The organism is Mycobacterium sp. NGS51, assembly GCF_059812525.1.
Genome location: NZ_JCALCV010000002.1, coordinates 316417 through 331731 on the forward strand (window position 1 = coordinate 316417; position 15315 = coordinate 331731).

At 64.4% G+C, this 15315-nt stretch carries 15 protein-coding genes; 12 read left to right on the forward strand and 3 right to left on the reverse strand.

Going from position 1 to position 15315, the window contains the following annotated elements:
• The first annotated feature begins 7 nt into the window (after positions 1–7).
• The 5 genes from AC5Y5W_RS04155 to ku are packed head-to-tail and all read left to right on the forward strand — an operon-like array spanning position 8 to position 5561.
• The gene (locus tag AC5Y5W_RS04155; protein ID WP_500022131.1) at positions 8–1549 is read left to right on the forward strand and encodes a mannitol dehydrogenase family protein; all 1542 of its coding nucleotides are present in this window, start codon (positions 8–10) and stop codon (positions 1547–1549) included.
• Positions 1546–2325 (forward strand): HAD family hydrolase, encoded by a 780-nt coding sequence (locus AC5Y5W_RS04160; RefSeq protein WP_500022132.1) that lies wholly within the window; start codon positions 1546–1548, stop codon positions 2323–2325. Before AC5Y5W_RS04155 ends, AC5Y5W_RS04160 begins: the two co-directional genes overlap by 4 nt.
• 13 nt (positions 2326–2338) lie before the next feature.
• Positions 2339–3745 carry a mannitol dehydrogenase family protein gene (locus tag AC5Y5W_RS04165; protein WP_500022133.1) on the forward strand — a complete coding sequence of 469 codons (1407 nt, stop codon included), beginning with the start codon at positions 2339–2341 and terminating at the stop codon, positions 3743–3745.
• Positions 3742–4608, forward strand: coding sequence for a carbohydrate kinase family protein (locus tag AC5Y5W_RS04170; protein WP_500010080.1), 867 nt, complete (start codon positions 3742–3744; stop codon positions 4606–4608). The genes AC5Y5W_RS04165 and AC5Y5W_RS04170 overlap by 4 nt, the downstream gene beginning before the upstream one ends.
• Before the next feature lie 38 nt (positions 4609–4646).
• Positions 4647–5561, forward strand: coding sequence for a non-homologous end joining protein Ku (gene ku / locus AC5Y5W_RS04175; RefSeq protein ID WP_500022134.1), 915 nt, complete (start codon positions 4647–4649; stop codon positions 5559–5561).
• A gap of 13 nt (positions 5562–5574) precedes the next feature.
• On the opposite strand, the gene AC5Y5W_RS04180 is transcribed toward ku, so the two are convergent.
• Positions 5575–7029, reverse strand: coding sequence for an HNH endonuclease signature motif containing protein (locus AC5Y5W_RS04180; RefSeq protein WP_500022135.1), 1455 nt, complete (start codon positions 7027–7029; stop codon positions 5575–5577).
• A gap of 102 nt (positions 7030–7131) precedes the next feature.
• On the opposite strand from AC5Y5W_RS04180, the gene AC5Y5W_RS04185 reads away from it, so the two are divergent.
• The 7 genes from AC5Y5W_RS04185 to AC5Y5W_RS04215 all read left to right on the forward strand — a co-directional run bounded on the left by AC5Y5W_RS04185 (position 7132) and on the right by AC5Y5W_RS04215 (position 14449).
• A complete protein-coding gene (locus AC5Y5W_RS04185) occupies positions 7132–7920 on the forward strand; it encodes an SDR family oxidoreductase (protein WP_500010077.1) in 789 nt (262 codons plus the stop codon).
• A gap of 1 nt (position 7921) precedes the next feature.
• Positions 7922–8998, forward strand: a complete 1077-nt coding sequence (locus tag AC5Y5W_RS04190; RefSeq protein WP_500010076.1) for an NAD(P)H-dependent amine dehydrogenase family protein — start codon at positions 7922–7924, stop codon at positions 8996–8998.
• A 49-nt stretch (positions 8999–9047) separates the two neighbouring features.
• Positions 9048–10271, forward strand: coding sequence for an Nramp family divalent metal transporter (locus AC5Y5W_RS04195; protein WP_500010075.1), 1224 nt, complete (start codon positions 9048–9050; stop codon positions 10269–10271).
• A complete protein-coding gene (locus AC5Y5W_RS04200) occupies positions 10271–11332 on the forward strand; it encodes a poly-gamma-glutamate hydrolase family protein (RefSeq protein ID WP_500010074.1) in 1062 nt (353 codons plus the stop codon). Before AC5Y5W_RS04195 ends, AC5Y5W_RS04200 begins: the two co-directional genes overlap by 1 nt.
• A 19-nt stretch (positions 11333–11351) precedes the next feature.
• Positions 11352–12176 carry an LLM class F420-dependent oxidoreductase gene (locus AC5Y5W_RS04205; protein WP_500010168.1) on the forward strand — a complete coding sequence of 275 codons (825 nt, stop codon included), beginning with the start codon at positions 11352–11354 and terminating at the stop codon, positions 12174–12176.
• A gap of 84 nt (positions 12177–12260) precedes the next feature.
• Complete coding sequence (locus AC5Y5W_RS04210; RefSeq protein WP_500010073.1) at positions 12261–12776, forward strand: SRPBCC family protein; 516 nt, start codon at positions 12261–12263, stop codon at positions 12774–12776.
• A 272-nt stretch (positions 12777–13048) separates the two neighbouring features.
• Positions 13049–14449, forward strand: a complete 1401-nt coding sequence (locus AC5Y5W_RS04215) for an NAD-dependent succinate-semialdehyde dehydrogenase (protein WP_500010072.1) — start codon at positions 13049–13051, stop codon at positions 14447–14449.
• Positions 14450–14540: 91 nt separating this feature from the next.
• Here the strand turns inward: AC5Y5W_RS04215 and AC5Y5W_RS04220 are convergent, their stop codons facing one another.
• A complete protein-coding gene (locus AC5Y5W_RS04220; RefSeq protein ID WP_500022136.1) occupies positions 14541–14987 on the reverse strand; it encodes a type II toxin-antitoxin system VapC family toxin in 447 nt (148 codons plus the stop codon).
• On the reverse strand, positions 14947–15186 hold the full coding sequence (locus AC5Y5W_RS04225) for an AbrB/MazE/SpoVT family DNA-binding domain-containing protein (protein WP_500010071.1): 240 nt from the start codon (positions 15184–15186) through the stop codon (positions 14947–14949). The genes AC5Y5W_RS04220 and AC5Y5W_RS04225 overlap by 41 nt, the downstream gene beginning before the upstream one ends.
• Positions 15187–15315 lie beyond the last annotated feature (129 nt).

Sequence of the window (15315 nt, forward strand, 5' to 3'; positions counted from 1 at the left end):
ACGACCTATGCGTTACGCAAACTCTCTTACGGAAGTCGTCACCCAGGGCCACACCACTGGGGTTCCGCTGAGTGACGCCACATTGCCACTGCATTCGTCACGGATCGACGTGCCGACCTACGACAGGTCGGCCCTTCAGCCGGGCGTCGTTCATATCGGAGCAGGCAATTTTCATCGTGCGCACCAGGCCGTCTACTTCGACGACCTGGCCCGCTCGGGTATTTCCGATGAATGGGGCGTCACCGGCGTCAGTCTTCGCTCGCGCGACGTCAAGGACTTGCTGTCCGCTCAGGACGGCCTCTACACCGTCGTGCAGCGCGGCCATGACCACCAAACGGCCCGCGTGGTCGGCTCGATCGCCGCCTACCACTACGCACCGAATGACGGCGATGCCGTCCGTGCCGCGCTCACTGATCCTCAAACCCGCATCGTCAGCCTGACGATTACCGGCAACGGGTACTTCCTGGATCCGGTGACCGGCGAATTCGATGCTGCCAACCCCGACGTGCGTGCCGACCTGGTCGCCGGCTCGGATTGCTATGCCACCGCGTGGGGCTACCTGGCCGAGGCCCTTGACCGGCGTCGCCGCGCCGGTACCGCCCCGTTCACGGTGCTCTGCTGTGACAACATTCCCGACAACACCCGGGCGGCGCGAACCGCGCTGGTCTCGTTCGCCGCGTTGAAGGACCCCGAGCTTGCCCGCTGGATCGACAGGAATGTCGCATTCCCGTCGACCATGGTCGACCGCATCACCCCTGCGACGTCCAACTCGGAGCGCCAATTCGTTGAGCAGACCTTTGGCATCGCCGACAAGTGGCCGGTGGTGACCGAACCGCATAGCCAATGGGTCATCGAGGACAGTTTCAGCTACGGCCGCCCGCCGCTCGATGCGGTCGGCGCCCAGTTCGTGACCGATGTCAGCGACCACAAGCTGGTCAAGACCCGCCTGCTCAACGGAACTCATATTGCGATCGGGTGTTTGGCCACGCTGGCCGGCTACCAGCGCACCGACGCGGCGATGCGCAACCCCGTCATCGTCGATTACGTCGAGCAGCTCTTGCGCAACGAGATTCAGCCGCTGTTACCGGCGGTCCCCGGGATGAACACCCCCGGCTATCGGGCCACGTTGCTCACTCGGCTTAGTAATCCCCGGATGAGCGACCAGTTGTCGCGACTCGCGCGCCGGGGATCAGAGAAGATCGCGTCGTTCCTGTTGCCGTCGCTGCAGGAGGCGATGGAGCAGGGCAGACCGCACACTCTGCTGCTGTTGGCCGTCGCCGGGTGGGCCCGGTATGTGCGCGGCTACGACCTCACGGGCCGCACAATCCGCATCGAGGATCCGCAGGCAGAACTGCTGACCAATTTGGCGACCTGCGGCAGGAACAACCCTGATCCGCTGCTGGGGCACGAGATCTTCGCAGAATTACGGGTGATTCCTGGCTTTGCGGAGCGCCTCGGCGAGATGATTACGGACATCGATGAGCGTGGTGTGATTCCTACACTGCGCCGGGCGTTACGGGACAATGCGCGGGAGTTGGTGTTGCAATGAACCAGCCGCTGACGTTCGTCCGCCAATTCGACCCGGCACCGATCACCACCTTGCTCTGCGACGCCGATGACAACCTTTTCCCTTCGGAGAAACCGGCATTCGCGGCCTCGGTTGGGGTGATCAATCGGTTCCTGGCCAGGTTCGACGTGCCGGCTCCCTTCACCGCAGAACAGCTGCGCAAGCAGGCCGTCGGAAAGAACTTCCGCAGCACCGCTCTCGACCTGGCCGTGCAGTCCGGAGTGTCCGTCGACGCCGACGAACTCGAACAATGGGTGCGGCAAGAACGCGAGCAGGTCACCGCGCACTTGGCCACCACGCTCAAGCCAGATCCGCAGGTGCTGGCTCCATTGCAGGCGCTGGCATCGCGGTATGCACTGGTCGCGGTAAGTTCCAGTGCGACCAAGCGCCTGGATGCCTGCTTCGCCGCCACTGACCTTGATCCGCTCATCCCGGCGGCGTTGCGCTTCAGTGCGGAAGATTCCCTTCCGATGCCGACCAGCAAGCCCGACCCTGCGGTGTATCTGCACACCGGCCAGGTGATGGACGTCGAGGCCCACGAGGGCTTGGCGATCGAAGATTCCGTGGCCGGTGTCACCTCCGCGGTCGCAGCCGGCTACCTCACCGTCGGTAATCTGATGTTCGTTGCCGACGACGAACGGCCTTGCCGCAGTGCAGAATTGATCGAAGCCGGTGCGGTCGCGATAACCGACTCCTGGCAGGCTCTCGCTGATGTTCTCATGTTGTCGCCCGTGACAGGTGGAAGTTTCACCGCTTAGGAGTTGGGCAATCATGCCTAACGTGACGAACCTCAACAATGCAGCGCTGACAAAGCTGCCGATCGCAACGCCGAGCTATGACCGCAGCAGCCTGGGCGTCGGTATCGCGCACATCGGGGCCGGTCACTTTCACCGCGCGCACCAGGCCTTCTACATCGACCGGTTGCTGCAACAAGGTCTGGCGCGTGAGTGGGGCATCTGCGGAGTGGGCGTACTGCCGTCCGACTGGCCGATGCGCGACGTCCTGCGTGACCAGGACGGGCTCTACACGCTGGTGCAAGAAAGCCCCGACGGCCATCGGGACGCACAGGTGATCGGCTCGATCATCGACTATCGCTACGCTCCGGACGATCCGGAGGAAGCGCTCGAAGTGCTGGCCGCAGCATCGACCCGGATCATCTCACTGACCATCACCGAGGGTGGTTACCGCGATCCCGAAGGTCCTGCGTTCGCCTTGATCACCGAGGCTCTGGCCAGGCGCCGTGCCCGCGGGATTGACGCACCGACAATCCTGTCGTGCGACAACATTGAGAGCAATGGTCTGGTGGCGCGGCGGGTCGTGCTCGCGAATGCCGAGCGGCGGGATCAGGAGCTGGCCGAGTGGGTGGCAGAGAACGTCCGGTTCCCAAGCTCGATGGTGGACCGGATCACCCCTTACACCACGCCGGAGATGACCGCGGCGATCCAGCGTGACCTTGGAGTCGCCGACCGGTGGCCGGTGCTGACCGAGGAGTTCGCCGCCTGGGTCATCGAAGATTGCTTCGGTGACGGCAGGCCGCCGTTGGAAGAGGCGGGCGTCTTGATGGTCGACGACGTCGTCCCCTACGAAATGATGAAGCTGCGCCTGCTCAACGCGGGGCATCAGAGCCTGTGCTACTTCGCGCATCTCTGCGGCTTCGAGTTCGTTCACGACGCGGCGCGTGATCCGTTGTTCAGCGAATTTCTGCGCCGCTACTTCGACTCCGAGGCCATCCCGACATTGGCGCCGGTGCCCGGCATCGATCTGCACGACTACAGCCGCACACTGATCGAGCGGTTCGCCAACTCGGGCGTGAGCGACACTGTTGCCCGGCTGTGCGCCTACTCGTCGGATCGCATCCCGAAATGGCTGTTTCCCGTCATCTGTGACAACTTGGCCAACGACGGGCCAGTGCGGCTGGCGGCGGCAACGGTGGCCAGCTGGGCCCGATATGCCGAAGGTGTCGACGAGCGTGGTGAGCCGATCGACGTGGTGGACCAGCTGGCGGACTCACTGGTGCCGATTGCCCAGTCGCAACACGAGAATCCCACTGCGTTCATCGACACCGTCTTGTTCGGGGATCTGGTCTGCCAGCCACGCTTCGTCGAGGCATACCGCTGGGCGCTGGATTCGTTGCATCGCAAGGGAGCTCGGGCGACGCTGGAGGAGCTGCTGCAGTGAACCGCGCGCTGGTGATCGGCGAGTCCTTGATCGACATCGTCGGGCCTGGTGAGCACGTCGGCGGCAGCCCGCTCAATGTCGCCGTCGGACTGGGCCGGCTGGGCCGCAGCGTCGATCTGCTGACTCATATCGGTGACGACGCATACGGACGGCGCATCGCGGAGCACGTGAATATGGCTGGGACGCAACTGGTCCCAGGAAGCGCTACCGCCGCGCGAACACCGACCGCGCGGGTCACGGTGGACGAGAAGGGGTCGGCCGACTACGTATTCGATCTGGCGTGGGAGCTGTCCGGTACACCGGAAGTGGCTCCCCCACTCGTCGTCCACACCGGATCGATCGCCGCGGTGCACGAGCCGGGTTGCCTGGCGGTCGCGGCGCTAGTCGACACATATCGCGTGTCGGCCACGGTAACCTTCGATCCCAATGTGCGGCCGGCGTTGATCGTCGACCGCGACCTGGCCCGGGAACGCATCGAGCGTCTCGTTGAGCGCAGTGACGTCGTCAAGGTCAGCGAGGAGGATCTGCGCTGGATTGACCCCGACCGCCCGCCCGAGCTGGTTGCTCGGAGCTGGCTGGCCTCGGGGCCTTCGATCGTCGCGATGACGATGGCCGAGAGCGGCGCTGCAGGGTTCTGTGCAGGTGGCGAGGTGCGCGTCCCGGCCAAGGCCGTGCAGGTGGTCGACACCGTCGGCGCCGGCGACGCATTCATGGTCGGCCTCATTGACGCGCTTTGGACGATGGGTCTGCTGGGCGCGGATCGCCGCGACGAATTGCGCCGAATCGGGTCTGATGCGCTGACCACCGCGCTTGACGCGGCGGCCCAAGCGGCGGCGGAAGCGGTGGCACGCCTGGGTGCGTAGAACGCTTATCCAGGTGACAGTACGGGCATACTGTCGCTATGCGTTCCATCTGGAAGGGCTCCATCGCCTTCGGCCTGGTGAACGTCCCGGTCAAGGTGTACAGCGCCACCGAAGACCACGACATCAAGTTCCATCAGGTACATGCCAAGGACAATGGCCGCATCCGCTACAAGCGGGTGTGCGAGGTGTGCGGCGAAGTCGTCGAGTACCGCGATATCGCACGGGCATATGAATCCGACGACGGCCAGATGGTGGTGATCACCGACGACGACATTGCGACGCTGCCCGAAGAGCGCAGCCGCGAGATCGAGGTGTTGGAGTTCGTTCCGGCCAGCGAACTGGATCCGATGATGTATGACCGCAGCTACTTTTTGGAGCCGGATTCCAAGTCGGCGAAGTCCTATGTGCTGTTGGCCAAGACGCTGGCCGAGACTGATCGGGTCGCGATCGTGCATTTCGCGCTGCGCAACAAGACCAGGCTTGCGGCGTTGCGGGTCAAGGATTTCAGCAAGCGAGACGTGATGGTGATCCACACACTGTTGTGGCCGGACGAGATTCGTGACCCCGATTTCCCGGTGCTGGACAAGAAGGTCGACATCAAGCCTGCCGAACTGAAAATGGCCGGGCAGGTGGTGGAGTCGATGGCCGATGAGTTCAATCCCGACCGCTACCACGACGACTACCAGGGGCAGTTGCACGAGCTGGTCCAAGCCAAACTCGAAGGCGGCGAAGCGTTTACCACCGAGGAACAGCCCAAGGAACTGGACGAGACCGAGGACGTCTCCGATCTGCTGGCCAAGCTGGAGGCCAGCGTGAAGGCCCGCTCCGGCAACGGCAAGGCGCCGGCCAAGAAGAGCACCGCGAAAAAGTCGCCGGCGAAGAAGACGCCCGCCAAGAAGGCACCGGCTAAGAAGGCGCCGGCCAAGAAAGCGAAATCAAGCTCCAAATCCTAACCGAAGAAACGCATTAGAAGGGCGGTGGCTCGTCGGGGTCACCCAGTTGCGGGGCCCGGGCGTGGGTGTAGGCGCGTTGCCGGGCGAGCCGGTCGTTACGATTTTGGTTGCGTTCGGCGGCGATCCGGCGTGATCGCTCCTGAGCCCGGGTGCGCTGCCTGGTGGGCATCATTGCGGTGCGCTCACCGCATCGGTCGTAGGACCTCGGCACCCGTTCGGGCAGTTCGCCGGTGGGCACGGTCAACGACGGAAACAGAAGTGCGCTGCCGGGGCTGGTGACGTATGTGTGCCCGGACGGCAGCGTCCAGATGACAGTGCCGTCGGGCAGCTGCTTATCGCGCCAGCCCCAAAATGTCTTGAGCAGATGGTGCTTTCGGCACAGGCACTTCAAGTTGGATGGGTGGGTGGCACCGCCCTCGGCATACGGGATGGTGTGGTCGACATCGCAATACACCGCAGGCTGGTCGCAGCCGGGGGCCCGGCACGTCAGATCCCGGCACCGTACGAACTCGGCCAGTTTGGCCGACGGGAGGTAGTGCGGTTCGCCGCCTGCGGGGACGAGGAGCGGCTGCAGTGTTGCCGACTTCGCCAACTCGGCGACAACCTCGGCCGGGATCAGCTGGTCCGCACCGGCCATATAGCCGGGTGAGGTCCCCTTGCCGTCGACACTGGCCTGCTCGGCGATGACATGGATCACCACGTTGCGATTCCGTACCCGGCCCCGCGCATCCGAACACTCCGAATCTCCACAGGTGCACAGCAGCCGGTCGGCGCCGGCGACCAGCGCGTCCAGGGCATCGGCGCGCCGTTGCGCCTTCGTCCGTGGATCGGCCTCGCACACGGTGCCGGCAAGTTCATCTAAGCGGCGATCCAATGCCCGACCGGTGCTGGCGAACACATTCCCGTAGACCTCGGCGATCCCCGGTACCGATTCCGACACATTCAAGTAGCGGTCTTTGACCTCTTTGTTGGTTCGCCGGATCGCATCAGGATCGACTCGAGCAACGATGGCATCGACTCGCCTTGCCAGGTTTCCCCGGGTAAGCGACGGCCAGCGCGGCGCGCGGATCGCCAGCTGCGCGTCGATGGCCGCCAGCGCCTTGTCATCGGTGACCAGCGCCGTGCGATCTGCGATCACCCGGAACATCGCGTAGTTGATGTCCCCCGTCGCCAGACACTCACCCACTTTGGGCAATCGCTCACGCATTATTTCGGCGTCGCTCATGTAGCTCGATGCCAGCGCGCGGCTGACCCGTAACGCCGCCGCCAACTCTGCCGCGATTGCGTCCCACAAGTCGGCCGTCCACTCCGCGCAATCGCCGTATTGCCGGTCCCGCAGTTGCATGAGATCGGCAATCGCGGTCAGCCGCCGCGCAATAGCCTGCGCTTCACCGCGTGCCGCCGCGCAGGCTTGCTCGAGTAACTCAGCCGACTCACCGGTGGTCGACAACTCCGAAGACTCGAACATAGGTTCGATACTACCACAGAATCAAGTCATAGCGCGCGGGAACTAGAACGTGTTTCAAAAATGCGGTTCCGCGAGGACCCGTGCCTTGTTACGGTGGCGGCCGTGATACTCGACAAATTCCGGCTTGACGACAAAGTCGCCGTGGTGACCGGCGCCGGCCGCGGTCTTGGCGCGGCAATCGCCCTCGCTTTCGCCGATGTCGGCGCCGACGTTGTGATTGCCTCGCGGACTCAATCTGAACTAGAGGCCGTCGCAGAACAGGTCCGCGCCGCCGGCCGACGCGCTCACGTCGTCACCGGGGATCTGGCCCATCCGGAGGTGACCGCGGAACTGGCCGGCCAGGCCGTCGAGGCCTTCGGTCGGCTGGATGTCGTCGTCAACAACGTCGGGGGCACGATGCCCAACGCGCTGTTGAGCACCTCGACCAAAGACCTCAAAGACGCATTCACGTTCAACGTCGGCACCGCTCATGCATTGACTGCTGCAGCGGTGCCCTTGATGCTCGAGCACTCCGGCGGCAGCATCATCAACATCACCTCGACGATGGGACGGGTGGCCGGACGCGGCTTCGCCGCCTACGGCACCGCTAAAGCCGCCCTCGCCCACTACACCCGGCTGGCTGCGCTGGATTTGTGCCCGCGGATCCGGGTCAACGCCATCGCCCCCGGCTCGATCGCCACCTCGGCGCTGGACATCGTCGCTTCCAACGACGAGCTGCGCGCACCGATGGAAAAGGCGACACCGCTGCGACGCCTCGGCGAACCGGACGAGATCGCTGCCGCAGCAGTATATTTGGCCTCTCCCGCCGGCGCCTATCTGACCGGCAAGGTACTCGAAGTCGACGGCGGAATCACCTTCCCCAACCTCGACCTACCGATCCCGGACCTGTGACATGACCATTCGCGTCGCTCAGATCGGCACCGGCAATGTCGGGATCCACGCCTTGCGGGCATTGATCACCAATCCACAGTTCGACCTCACCGGCGTGTGGGTGTCGTCGGAGGCAAAAGCCGGTAAGGACGCCGGCGAGCTTGCCGGCCTTGATGTCTCGACCGGCGTCGCCGCCACCACCGACTTGGACGAGGTGCTGGCCACCAAGCCGGAGTGCGCGGTTTACACCGCGATGGCCGACAACCGGCTCCCCGAAGCGCTCGAGGACTACCGACGAATCCTGGCCGCCGGCATCAACGTCGTCGGCAGCAGCGCAGTGTTCCTGCAGTATCCATGGCAGGTTCTTCCCCAAGAGATGCTCACACCGTTGGAAGATGCTGCACGGGAGGGCAATTCGAGCCTGTACGTCAACGGCATCGATCCCGGCTTCGCCAATGACCTGCTGCCGCTGGCACTGGCCGGCACCTGCCAGAACATCCAACAGGTGCGGTGCATGGAAATCGTCGACTACGCCACCTATGACAGTGCGACCGTGATGGTCGACGTAATGGGGTTCGGCAAGCCGATCGGCGAGACCCCGATGCTCCTGCAGCCTGGTGTGCTCAGCCTGGCCTGGGGATCGGTGGTGCGTCAGCTTGCCGCGGGGCTGGGCGTCGAACTCGACGAGGTCACCGAGCGATACGAGCGGCAACCCGCGCCGGAGGACTTCGAGATCGCCGCGGGGCACATCGCCAAGGGCAGCGCGGCGGCGCTGCGGTTCGAGGTGCTCGGGATGGTCGACGGCTCGCCCGCGGTCGTCCTCGAACACGTCACCCGGCTCCGCGAGGACCTGTGCCCCGACTGGCCGCAGCCCGCGCAGCCGGGCGGCTGCTACCGCATCAAGATCACCGGCGAGCCGTCGTACGCCGTGGATGTCTGCTTGAGCAGCCGCAACGGCGATCACAACCACGCCGGCCTAGTCGCCACCGCGATGCGAGTCGTCAATGCGATCCCCGCGGTGGTGGCCGCCCCGCCCGGTATCCGGACCACCCTGGATCTGCCGCTGGTCACGGGACGGGGCCTCTACGCGACTGGCTGAATGTTTCGGCTACCCTAACTTTCTTATTCGCATGCCGAAAGTGAGTTAGGTGGCGCACGACACCCAGACCCCGGACAAAACGGGCTGGTATCTGCTCGGACCGGCGTTCGTCGCCGCCATCGCCTATGTCGATCCGGGCAACGTGGCGGCCAACGTCAGCGCCGGAGCGCAGTTCGGTTTCCTGCTGCTGTGGGTCATCGTCGCCGCGAACGTGATGGCGGGGCTGGTGCAGTACTTGTCCGCCAAGCTTGGCCTGGTCACCGGGCGCACGCTGCCGGAGGCCGTCGGGGGGCAGCTGAACCGCCCGGGCCGGCTGGCCTACTGGGTGCAGGCCGAAGTCGTGGCGATGGCCACCGACGTCGCCGAAGTGATCGGTGGCGCCGTCGCGCTGCACATCCTGTTTCGTCTGCCGATGCTGCTCGGCGGGCTGATCACCGGCGTGGTGTCGTTGCTGCTGTTGGGAATCCAAGATCGGCGCGGTCAACGCCTCTTCGAGCATGTCATCACCGGGATGCTGGTGGTCATCGCGATCGGCTTCACGGCCAGCTTCTTCGTCGCCACGCCGCCGCCCGACGAAGTGATCGGCGGCCTGCTGCCACAGTTCCGCGGCACCGAAAGCGTACTGCTGGCCGCGGCGATGCTGGGTGCCACGGTCATGCCGCACGCTGTCTATCTGCATTCCGGTCTGACCCGCGACCGCCACGGGCATCCCGACCCCGGACCTCGCCGACGCCGACTGCTGCGCGTGACCCGCTGGGACGTCGGGCTGGCGATGGTTGTCGCCGGCGGGGTGAACGGGGCGATGCTGCTCGTGGCGGCGCTCAACATGCAGGGCCGCCATACCGGTTCCATCGAGGACGCCTACGCCGCCGTCCGCGACACCGTCAACCCGACGATCGCGGTGTTCTTCGCGATCGGGCTGCTGGCCTCCGGATTGGCCTCGTCATCGGTGGGCGCCTATGCCGGCGCGATGATCATGCAGGGTTTGCTGCACCGCTCGGTGCCGATGCTGGCCCGCCGACTGGTCACGCTGACGCCGGCACTGGTGATTCTGGCGTTCGGCTTGGAGCCCACCCGCACGCTGGTGTTGTCGCAGGTCGTGCTGTCGTTCGGCATCCCGTTCGCGCTCCTTCCGCTGGTCCGGCTGACCAGCAACCGCACGATCATGGGTGTCGACGTCAACCACCGCCTCACCACGGCTGTTGGCTGGGTGGTCGGCGTGCTGATTAGTCTGCTCAATGTGGTGCTGATTTATCTGACCGTGAAGGGCTAATGGCCGATCGCCGTCATGCCTACTTCGCGTACGGGTCAAACCTGTGCGTTGAGCAGATGTCGTCGCGGTGTCCCGACGCGGCAGACCCACGCCCAGCGGTACTGCATGGCCACGACTGGCTGATCAATCAGCGCGGCGTGGCCACCGTCGAGCCGTTTGCCGAGACTGTGGTGCACGGCGTCATCTGGCAGATCTCCGATCATGACCTGGCCACCCTGGACAGTGCCGAAGGCGTGCCCGTGCGCTACCGGCGCGACCGGCTGGCCGTTCACACCGACGAGGGGCTGTCGCCCGCCTGGGTCTACATCGACCACCGCGTCAACCCGGGTGCGCCGCGGCCGGGTTACCTCGAGCGCATCATCGACGGCGCGCTGCACCACAAGCTGCCACAACGCTGGATCGACTTCCTGCGCCGCTGGGATCCCGCCCACTGGCACCGACCGCTAACCGCTCCCGATTCACCTGCACCGCAAACGCTTTCAGAGTTGCTGGCGGATACCGGGGTGATCGAGGCGAGTCGGCTGCGATCACGTTTCGGCTTTCTCGCCATTCATGGCGGCGGGCTGGAAGAGATGACCGACGTGATCGCCGAACGTGCCGCCGAGGCCGCCGACGCATCGGTGTATCTGGTGCGCCATCCCGACCACTACCCGCACCACCTGTCGTCGGCTCGGTTCCACGCCCGCGAGTCGGCTCGTCTCGCGGAGTTCCTCGATCACGTCGACGTCGCGGTGTCGCTGCACGGCTATGGGCGTATCGGGCGCAGCACGCACCTGTTGGCAGGTGGCCGTAACCGCGCGCTGGCCGCCCACCTGGCCGAGCACATCGATCTACCCGGCTACCAGGTGATCACCGACCTCGACAAGATTCCCCTCGAATTGCGTGGCCTGCATCCGAACAACCCGGTCAACCGCACCCGTCGGGCTGGGGCGCAGCTGGAATTGCCGCCGCGGGTCAGAGGTATCAGCCCGCGCAGCCCGATGCCGGCTGAGGATGGGTTGTCACCGGTGACGTCGGCGCTGGTGCAGGGGCTGGTGGCGGCGGCTCACTCCTGGAAATAGAACGGAGATACTGGTGGGCTTGGAGAAGGAATGTGCCTTTCGTTTTTCGATCGGCATCCACGCAGTCAAGTCGCGCACCGCACTCGTCGATAAAGCGCGACGGCTGGAGGGTTACGGGTTCGATGTGCTGCATCTGCCCGATCACCTCGGTGCGCCGGCGCCGTTTCCTGCGCTGACCGCGATCGCTCAGGCCACCACGACGGTCCGGCTGGGCACCTACGTGCTCAATGCGTGCTTTTACAAGCCGGCCCTGCTGGCCCGCGACGTCGGCGCGGTCGATCTGCTCAGCGATGGACGGTTCGAGGCCGGTCTCGGTGCCGGTTATGCGCGTGAGGAATTCGAAGCTGCCGAGCTGCCTTACCCCAGCGCCGGGCGTCGTGTCGACTACCTCGAGCACGTCACGACGTACCTGAAGAAGCACCTCCCGAGCGTGCCGATCCTGATCGCCGGCAACGGTGATCGATTGCTGACAGTGGCGGCCCGCTACGCCGACATTATCGGGCTGACCGGGGCGAACCCGGGTGCGGTCGACGATCCGCTGGCTGAGCGCATCGACTTCGTTCGCGCCGCTGCCGGTGACCGATTCGGGCGGCTCGAGTTGAACCTGGCGATCACCGCGGTGCCGACGGATAACTCGGGGATGCCCGATCTGTCCTTGACCCGTAGGTATGCGCCGACACTGTCGGACGAGGAGATATTGGCGTTACCCGCCGTGCTGAGCGGATCATCGCGCGACATGGCCGACAAGTTGCGCGGATTCCGCGACACCTACGGGCTGACGTCGTTCACCGTGCAGGAGAACCACGCCGACGGCTTCGCCAAGGTGATTGCGGAGCTGCGGTAATCCTGGTGAGCGTTCCGGCGCACACCGCGAAATCACCCAAACCGCTTGACCGGCTACGACCCTGAAATGTCTACGGTTGGATCTATGACACGAACCATGACGGTCTCGGACACCGTCGACATCAATGCCGACGCAGAAGAGCTCTACTCGTTAATCAGTGATCCGACCCGGATGGGGCAGTGGAGCCCGGAGAACCGCGGAGCGATTGTCTTGAATTCAGCGGAAGACGGAACCGCGTTTGTCGGCATGATGTTCGAAGGACGCAACAAGCGCGGTCCGGCTCGTTGGACTACCCGATGCACCGTCACCGCTGCTGACCCCGGGCGTCGGTTCGCCTTTCAGGTTCACACGATCGGTGTGAAAAAGCCTCGACTGCGAGCGGCGAATGCATCTTGGGAGTACCGGTTCGAGCCGATCGGCGACGGCAGGACCCGGGTCACCGAGACGTGGACTGACGACAGGACGTCGTGGCCAGGGCCCGTGGTAGCGGTGTTCGACCGAGTTGTGACGTCCGGCAAAAGCTTTGCGGAATTTCAGCGGACCAACATCCGCACGACGTTGGATGCGCTCAAGCGGGCGGCAGAAGGCGCGCCGGCGTGACGTGGAACTGGATCAACCATCTGTATCTTCCATCCCGGCGTTAAGGTACCAATTCGCCATATTCGCAATGTGTTTCACCTTCGTGACGTCTCGGCGCAGTGTTTCGCAGTCGCGGGTCTGCGATCGACATCGCGAAGTGCCGAGGGCACCGTTTCCGCTATAGATCCCAGCACTGGCGCGCCTCGAAAGCACACCGAGGTACATGTTTGTCGATCTCCGGTCGTGGGCATCCCAGCCAATGCCCCAATTGAGGTTCGAAGGGTAAGAATTTCATGCCGATCGCCACTATCAATCCCGCCGACAATTCCACGGTCAAGCAGTTCGACGAGTTCACCGACCAACAAGTCGACGACGCCATCGAGGCCGCGGACTCCGCATACTCATCGTGGCGCGCCACCGACAAGGCCGAGCGCGCGGCGATTCTCGCACGAGCCGCGCAGCTTCTGACGGACCGGACGGGCGAGTTTGCACCACTGCTCACGTTGGAAATGGGCAAGCTGATCGGTGAAAGCAAAGGTGAAGTCGCGCTGGCGTCGGCGATCTTGAAGTATTACGCGGACAACGGCGAACAGATGACTGCCGATGAAAGCATCGACGTCGACGATGGTTCGGCCATCGTGCGCACCTGCCCGATCGGTGCTCTGCTCGGCGTGATGCCGTGGAACTTCCCGCTATATCAGGTGGTCCGCTTCGCCGGGCCGAATCTGTTGCTGGGCAACACGGTTCTGATCAAGCATGCGAGCAGTTGTCCGCAGTCGGCGTTGGCGCTGGAGAAGCTGTTCGCCGACGCGGGCGCCCCACAGGGCGTGTACACGAACCTCTTCGTCTCCGCATCAAAGGTCGCCCGCATTATCGATAACCCCAAGATCAAGGGCGTGTCCTTGACCGGCAGCGAGGACGCGGGGGCCAGTGTGGGCGCGCAAGCCGGCAGGAACCTCAAGAAGTCGGTGCTCGAACTCGGCGGCAGCGACCCGTTCATCGTTCTCGACGACGGCGGCGACTTTGGCCGCCTCATCGAGGGCGCCGCAAACGGACGCATGGCCAACACCGGACAGAGCTGTGTAGCGTCCAAGCGTTTCTTCGTGCACAAAGACCTCTACGACGGTTTTGTCGAGGGGCTTGCCGAGGCGTTCGCAAGCCTGCAGTTGGGGGATCCACGGGACGAATCGACCACGCTGGGGCCATTGTCGTCCGAGCAGGCGGCGAAAGATCTCGACGAACTCGTTGCCGACGCGCTCCACAAGGGTGCAACAGCAGTAGTCGGTGGTCACCGCGCCGGGCGCCCCGGCGCCTACTTCGAGGCAACGGTGCTCACCGGTGTCACCGAGGACATGCGCGCGTTCAGCGAAGAGTTGTTCGGCCCGGTAGCCGTCGTGTACGCCATAGACGATGACGACGACGCCGTGGAGAAAGCCAATGCGTCGAGCTTCGGACTGGGAGCCACCGTCTTCTCCGGTGACGTCGAAGCCGCGCAGTCGGTCGCCGACCGACTCGACAGCGGCATGGTGTGGATCAACCATCCCACGTGGACATCGCCCGAACTTCCCTTTGGAGGGGTCAAGCGCTCCGGGTTTGGGCGCGAGCTCTCGCACTACGGAATCGGCGAGTTCGCCAATCACAAGCTCATTCGTACCGTTCCGAAGGAGTCGAAGATCGGCGGTGCCGGCGGCTAGCTTGCGCGCGCCGAGCCGCTAGCCTATCGGGTGAAACATACTGCGCCGATTCGGCAAAACAACCTGCCCTTTGCGGGCGGTAACGCTGCCGTCAGTCCACGAACCGGTACTCGACGTCGAGCGAGCGGTAAGTTCGCTCGGCCCGACGGTCACGGGTAAGTAGGGTGCGTTGATTGGTGACGGCGGCCTGTCCGACGAGGGCGTCATAGACCGATCCGCCCACGATACCGAGGTCGGCGAGTCGCTCGCGAAGATCGCGGGTTCCGGTTGCGTCGAGCCAACAGTCTTCCGGGAAAGCCGCAGCCAGTACCGAAGCTGCTTGGCCGGCACTCAAGCGCAGCGGAAGCGGGAGCCGTGTCAGCACCGAATACGTCTCGAACGTAGCGTGTCCCGCAAGCGCAGGACGATAGTCGACAAGAGCTCGGCGGCAGGCGGGGTGCGCTTCGTGGGCCGGATCGAGAGCGGCGACCGCAATGCTTGTGTCGCACGCCCAAAGGTCACCGTTGAATGTCATCGCGCAGTCGACGCACGTCGTCATCCGTCAGCACAGCACCTTCGACGTCGCCGAGTATCGGCAGCCCGTCGCTGGTACCGATTGCACGTTCGCGGCGCCGAACGGGCTCTATCCGCAGACCCGACCCGTCTGGAATCAGTTCGAGCGGTGTGTCCGGTGTGATTCCCAGCGCGACGCGCAGCGACTTGGGAATGACAACCCGCCCCACTCGGTCGACCGTCACGTACACCAGCATGATATTACCACTGCATTGCCAAATTGGTAGACTTCGCCCGTCAACGCGGTCCGCGCCGTTGCGCTGGGTCCTGCGGATTTAGAAGACGTGCATTTTTGATGTAGATGTAAAATCAAT

Coding starts and splice junctions, on each gene's coding strand:
- ku (WP_500022134.1), top strand. CDS start 4,647: ATGCGTTCCATCTGGAAGGGCTCCATCGCCTTCGGCCTGGTGAACGTC.
- AC5Y5W_RS04210 (WP_500010073.1), top strand. CDS start 12,261: ATGACACGAACCATGACGGTCTCGGACACCGTCGACATCAATGCCGAC.
- AC5Y5W_RS04180 (WP_500022135.1), bottom strand. CDS start 7,029: ATGTTCGAGTCTTCGGAGTTGTCGACCACCGGTGAGTCGGCTGAGTTA.
- AC5Y5W_RS04190 (WP_500010076.1), top strand. CDS start 7,922: ATGACCATTCGCGTCGCTCAGATCGGCACCGGCAATGTCGGGATCCAC.
- AC5Y5W_RS04220 (WP_500022136.1), bottom strand. CDS start 14,987: ATGACGACGTGCGTCGACTGCGCGATGACATTCAACGGTGACCTTTGG.
- AC5Y5W_RS04215 (WP_500010072.1), top strand. CDS start 13,049: ATGCCGATCGCCACTATCAATCCCGCCGACAATTCCACGGTCAAGCAG.
- AC5Y5W_RS04160 (WP_500022132.1), top strand. CDS start 1,546: ATGAACCAGCCGCTGACGTTCGTCCGCCAATTCGACCCGGCACCGATC.
- AC5Y5W_RS04165 (WP_500022133.1), top strand. CDS start 2,339: ATGCCTAACGTGACGAACCTCAACAATGCAGCGCTGACAAAGCTGCCG.
- AC5Y5W_RS04155 (WP_500022131.1), top strand. CDS start 8: ATGCGTTACGCAAACTCTCTTACGGAAGTCGTCACCCAGGGCCACACC.
- AC5Y5W_RS04200 (WP_500010074.1), top strand. CDS start 10,271: ATGGCCGATCGCCGTCATGCCTACTTCGCGTACGGGTCAAACCTGTGC.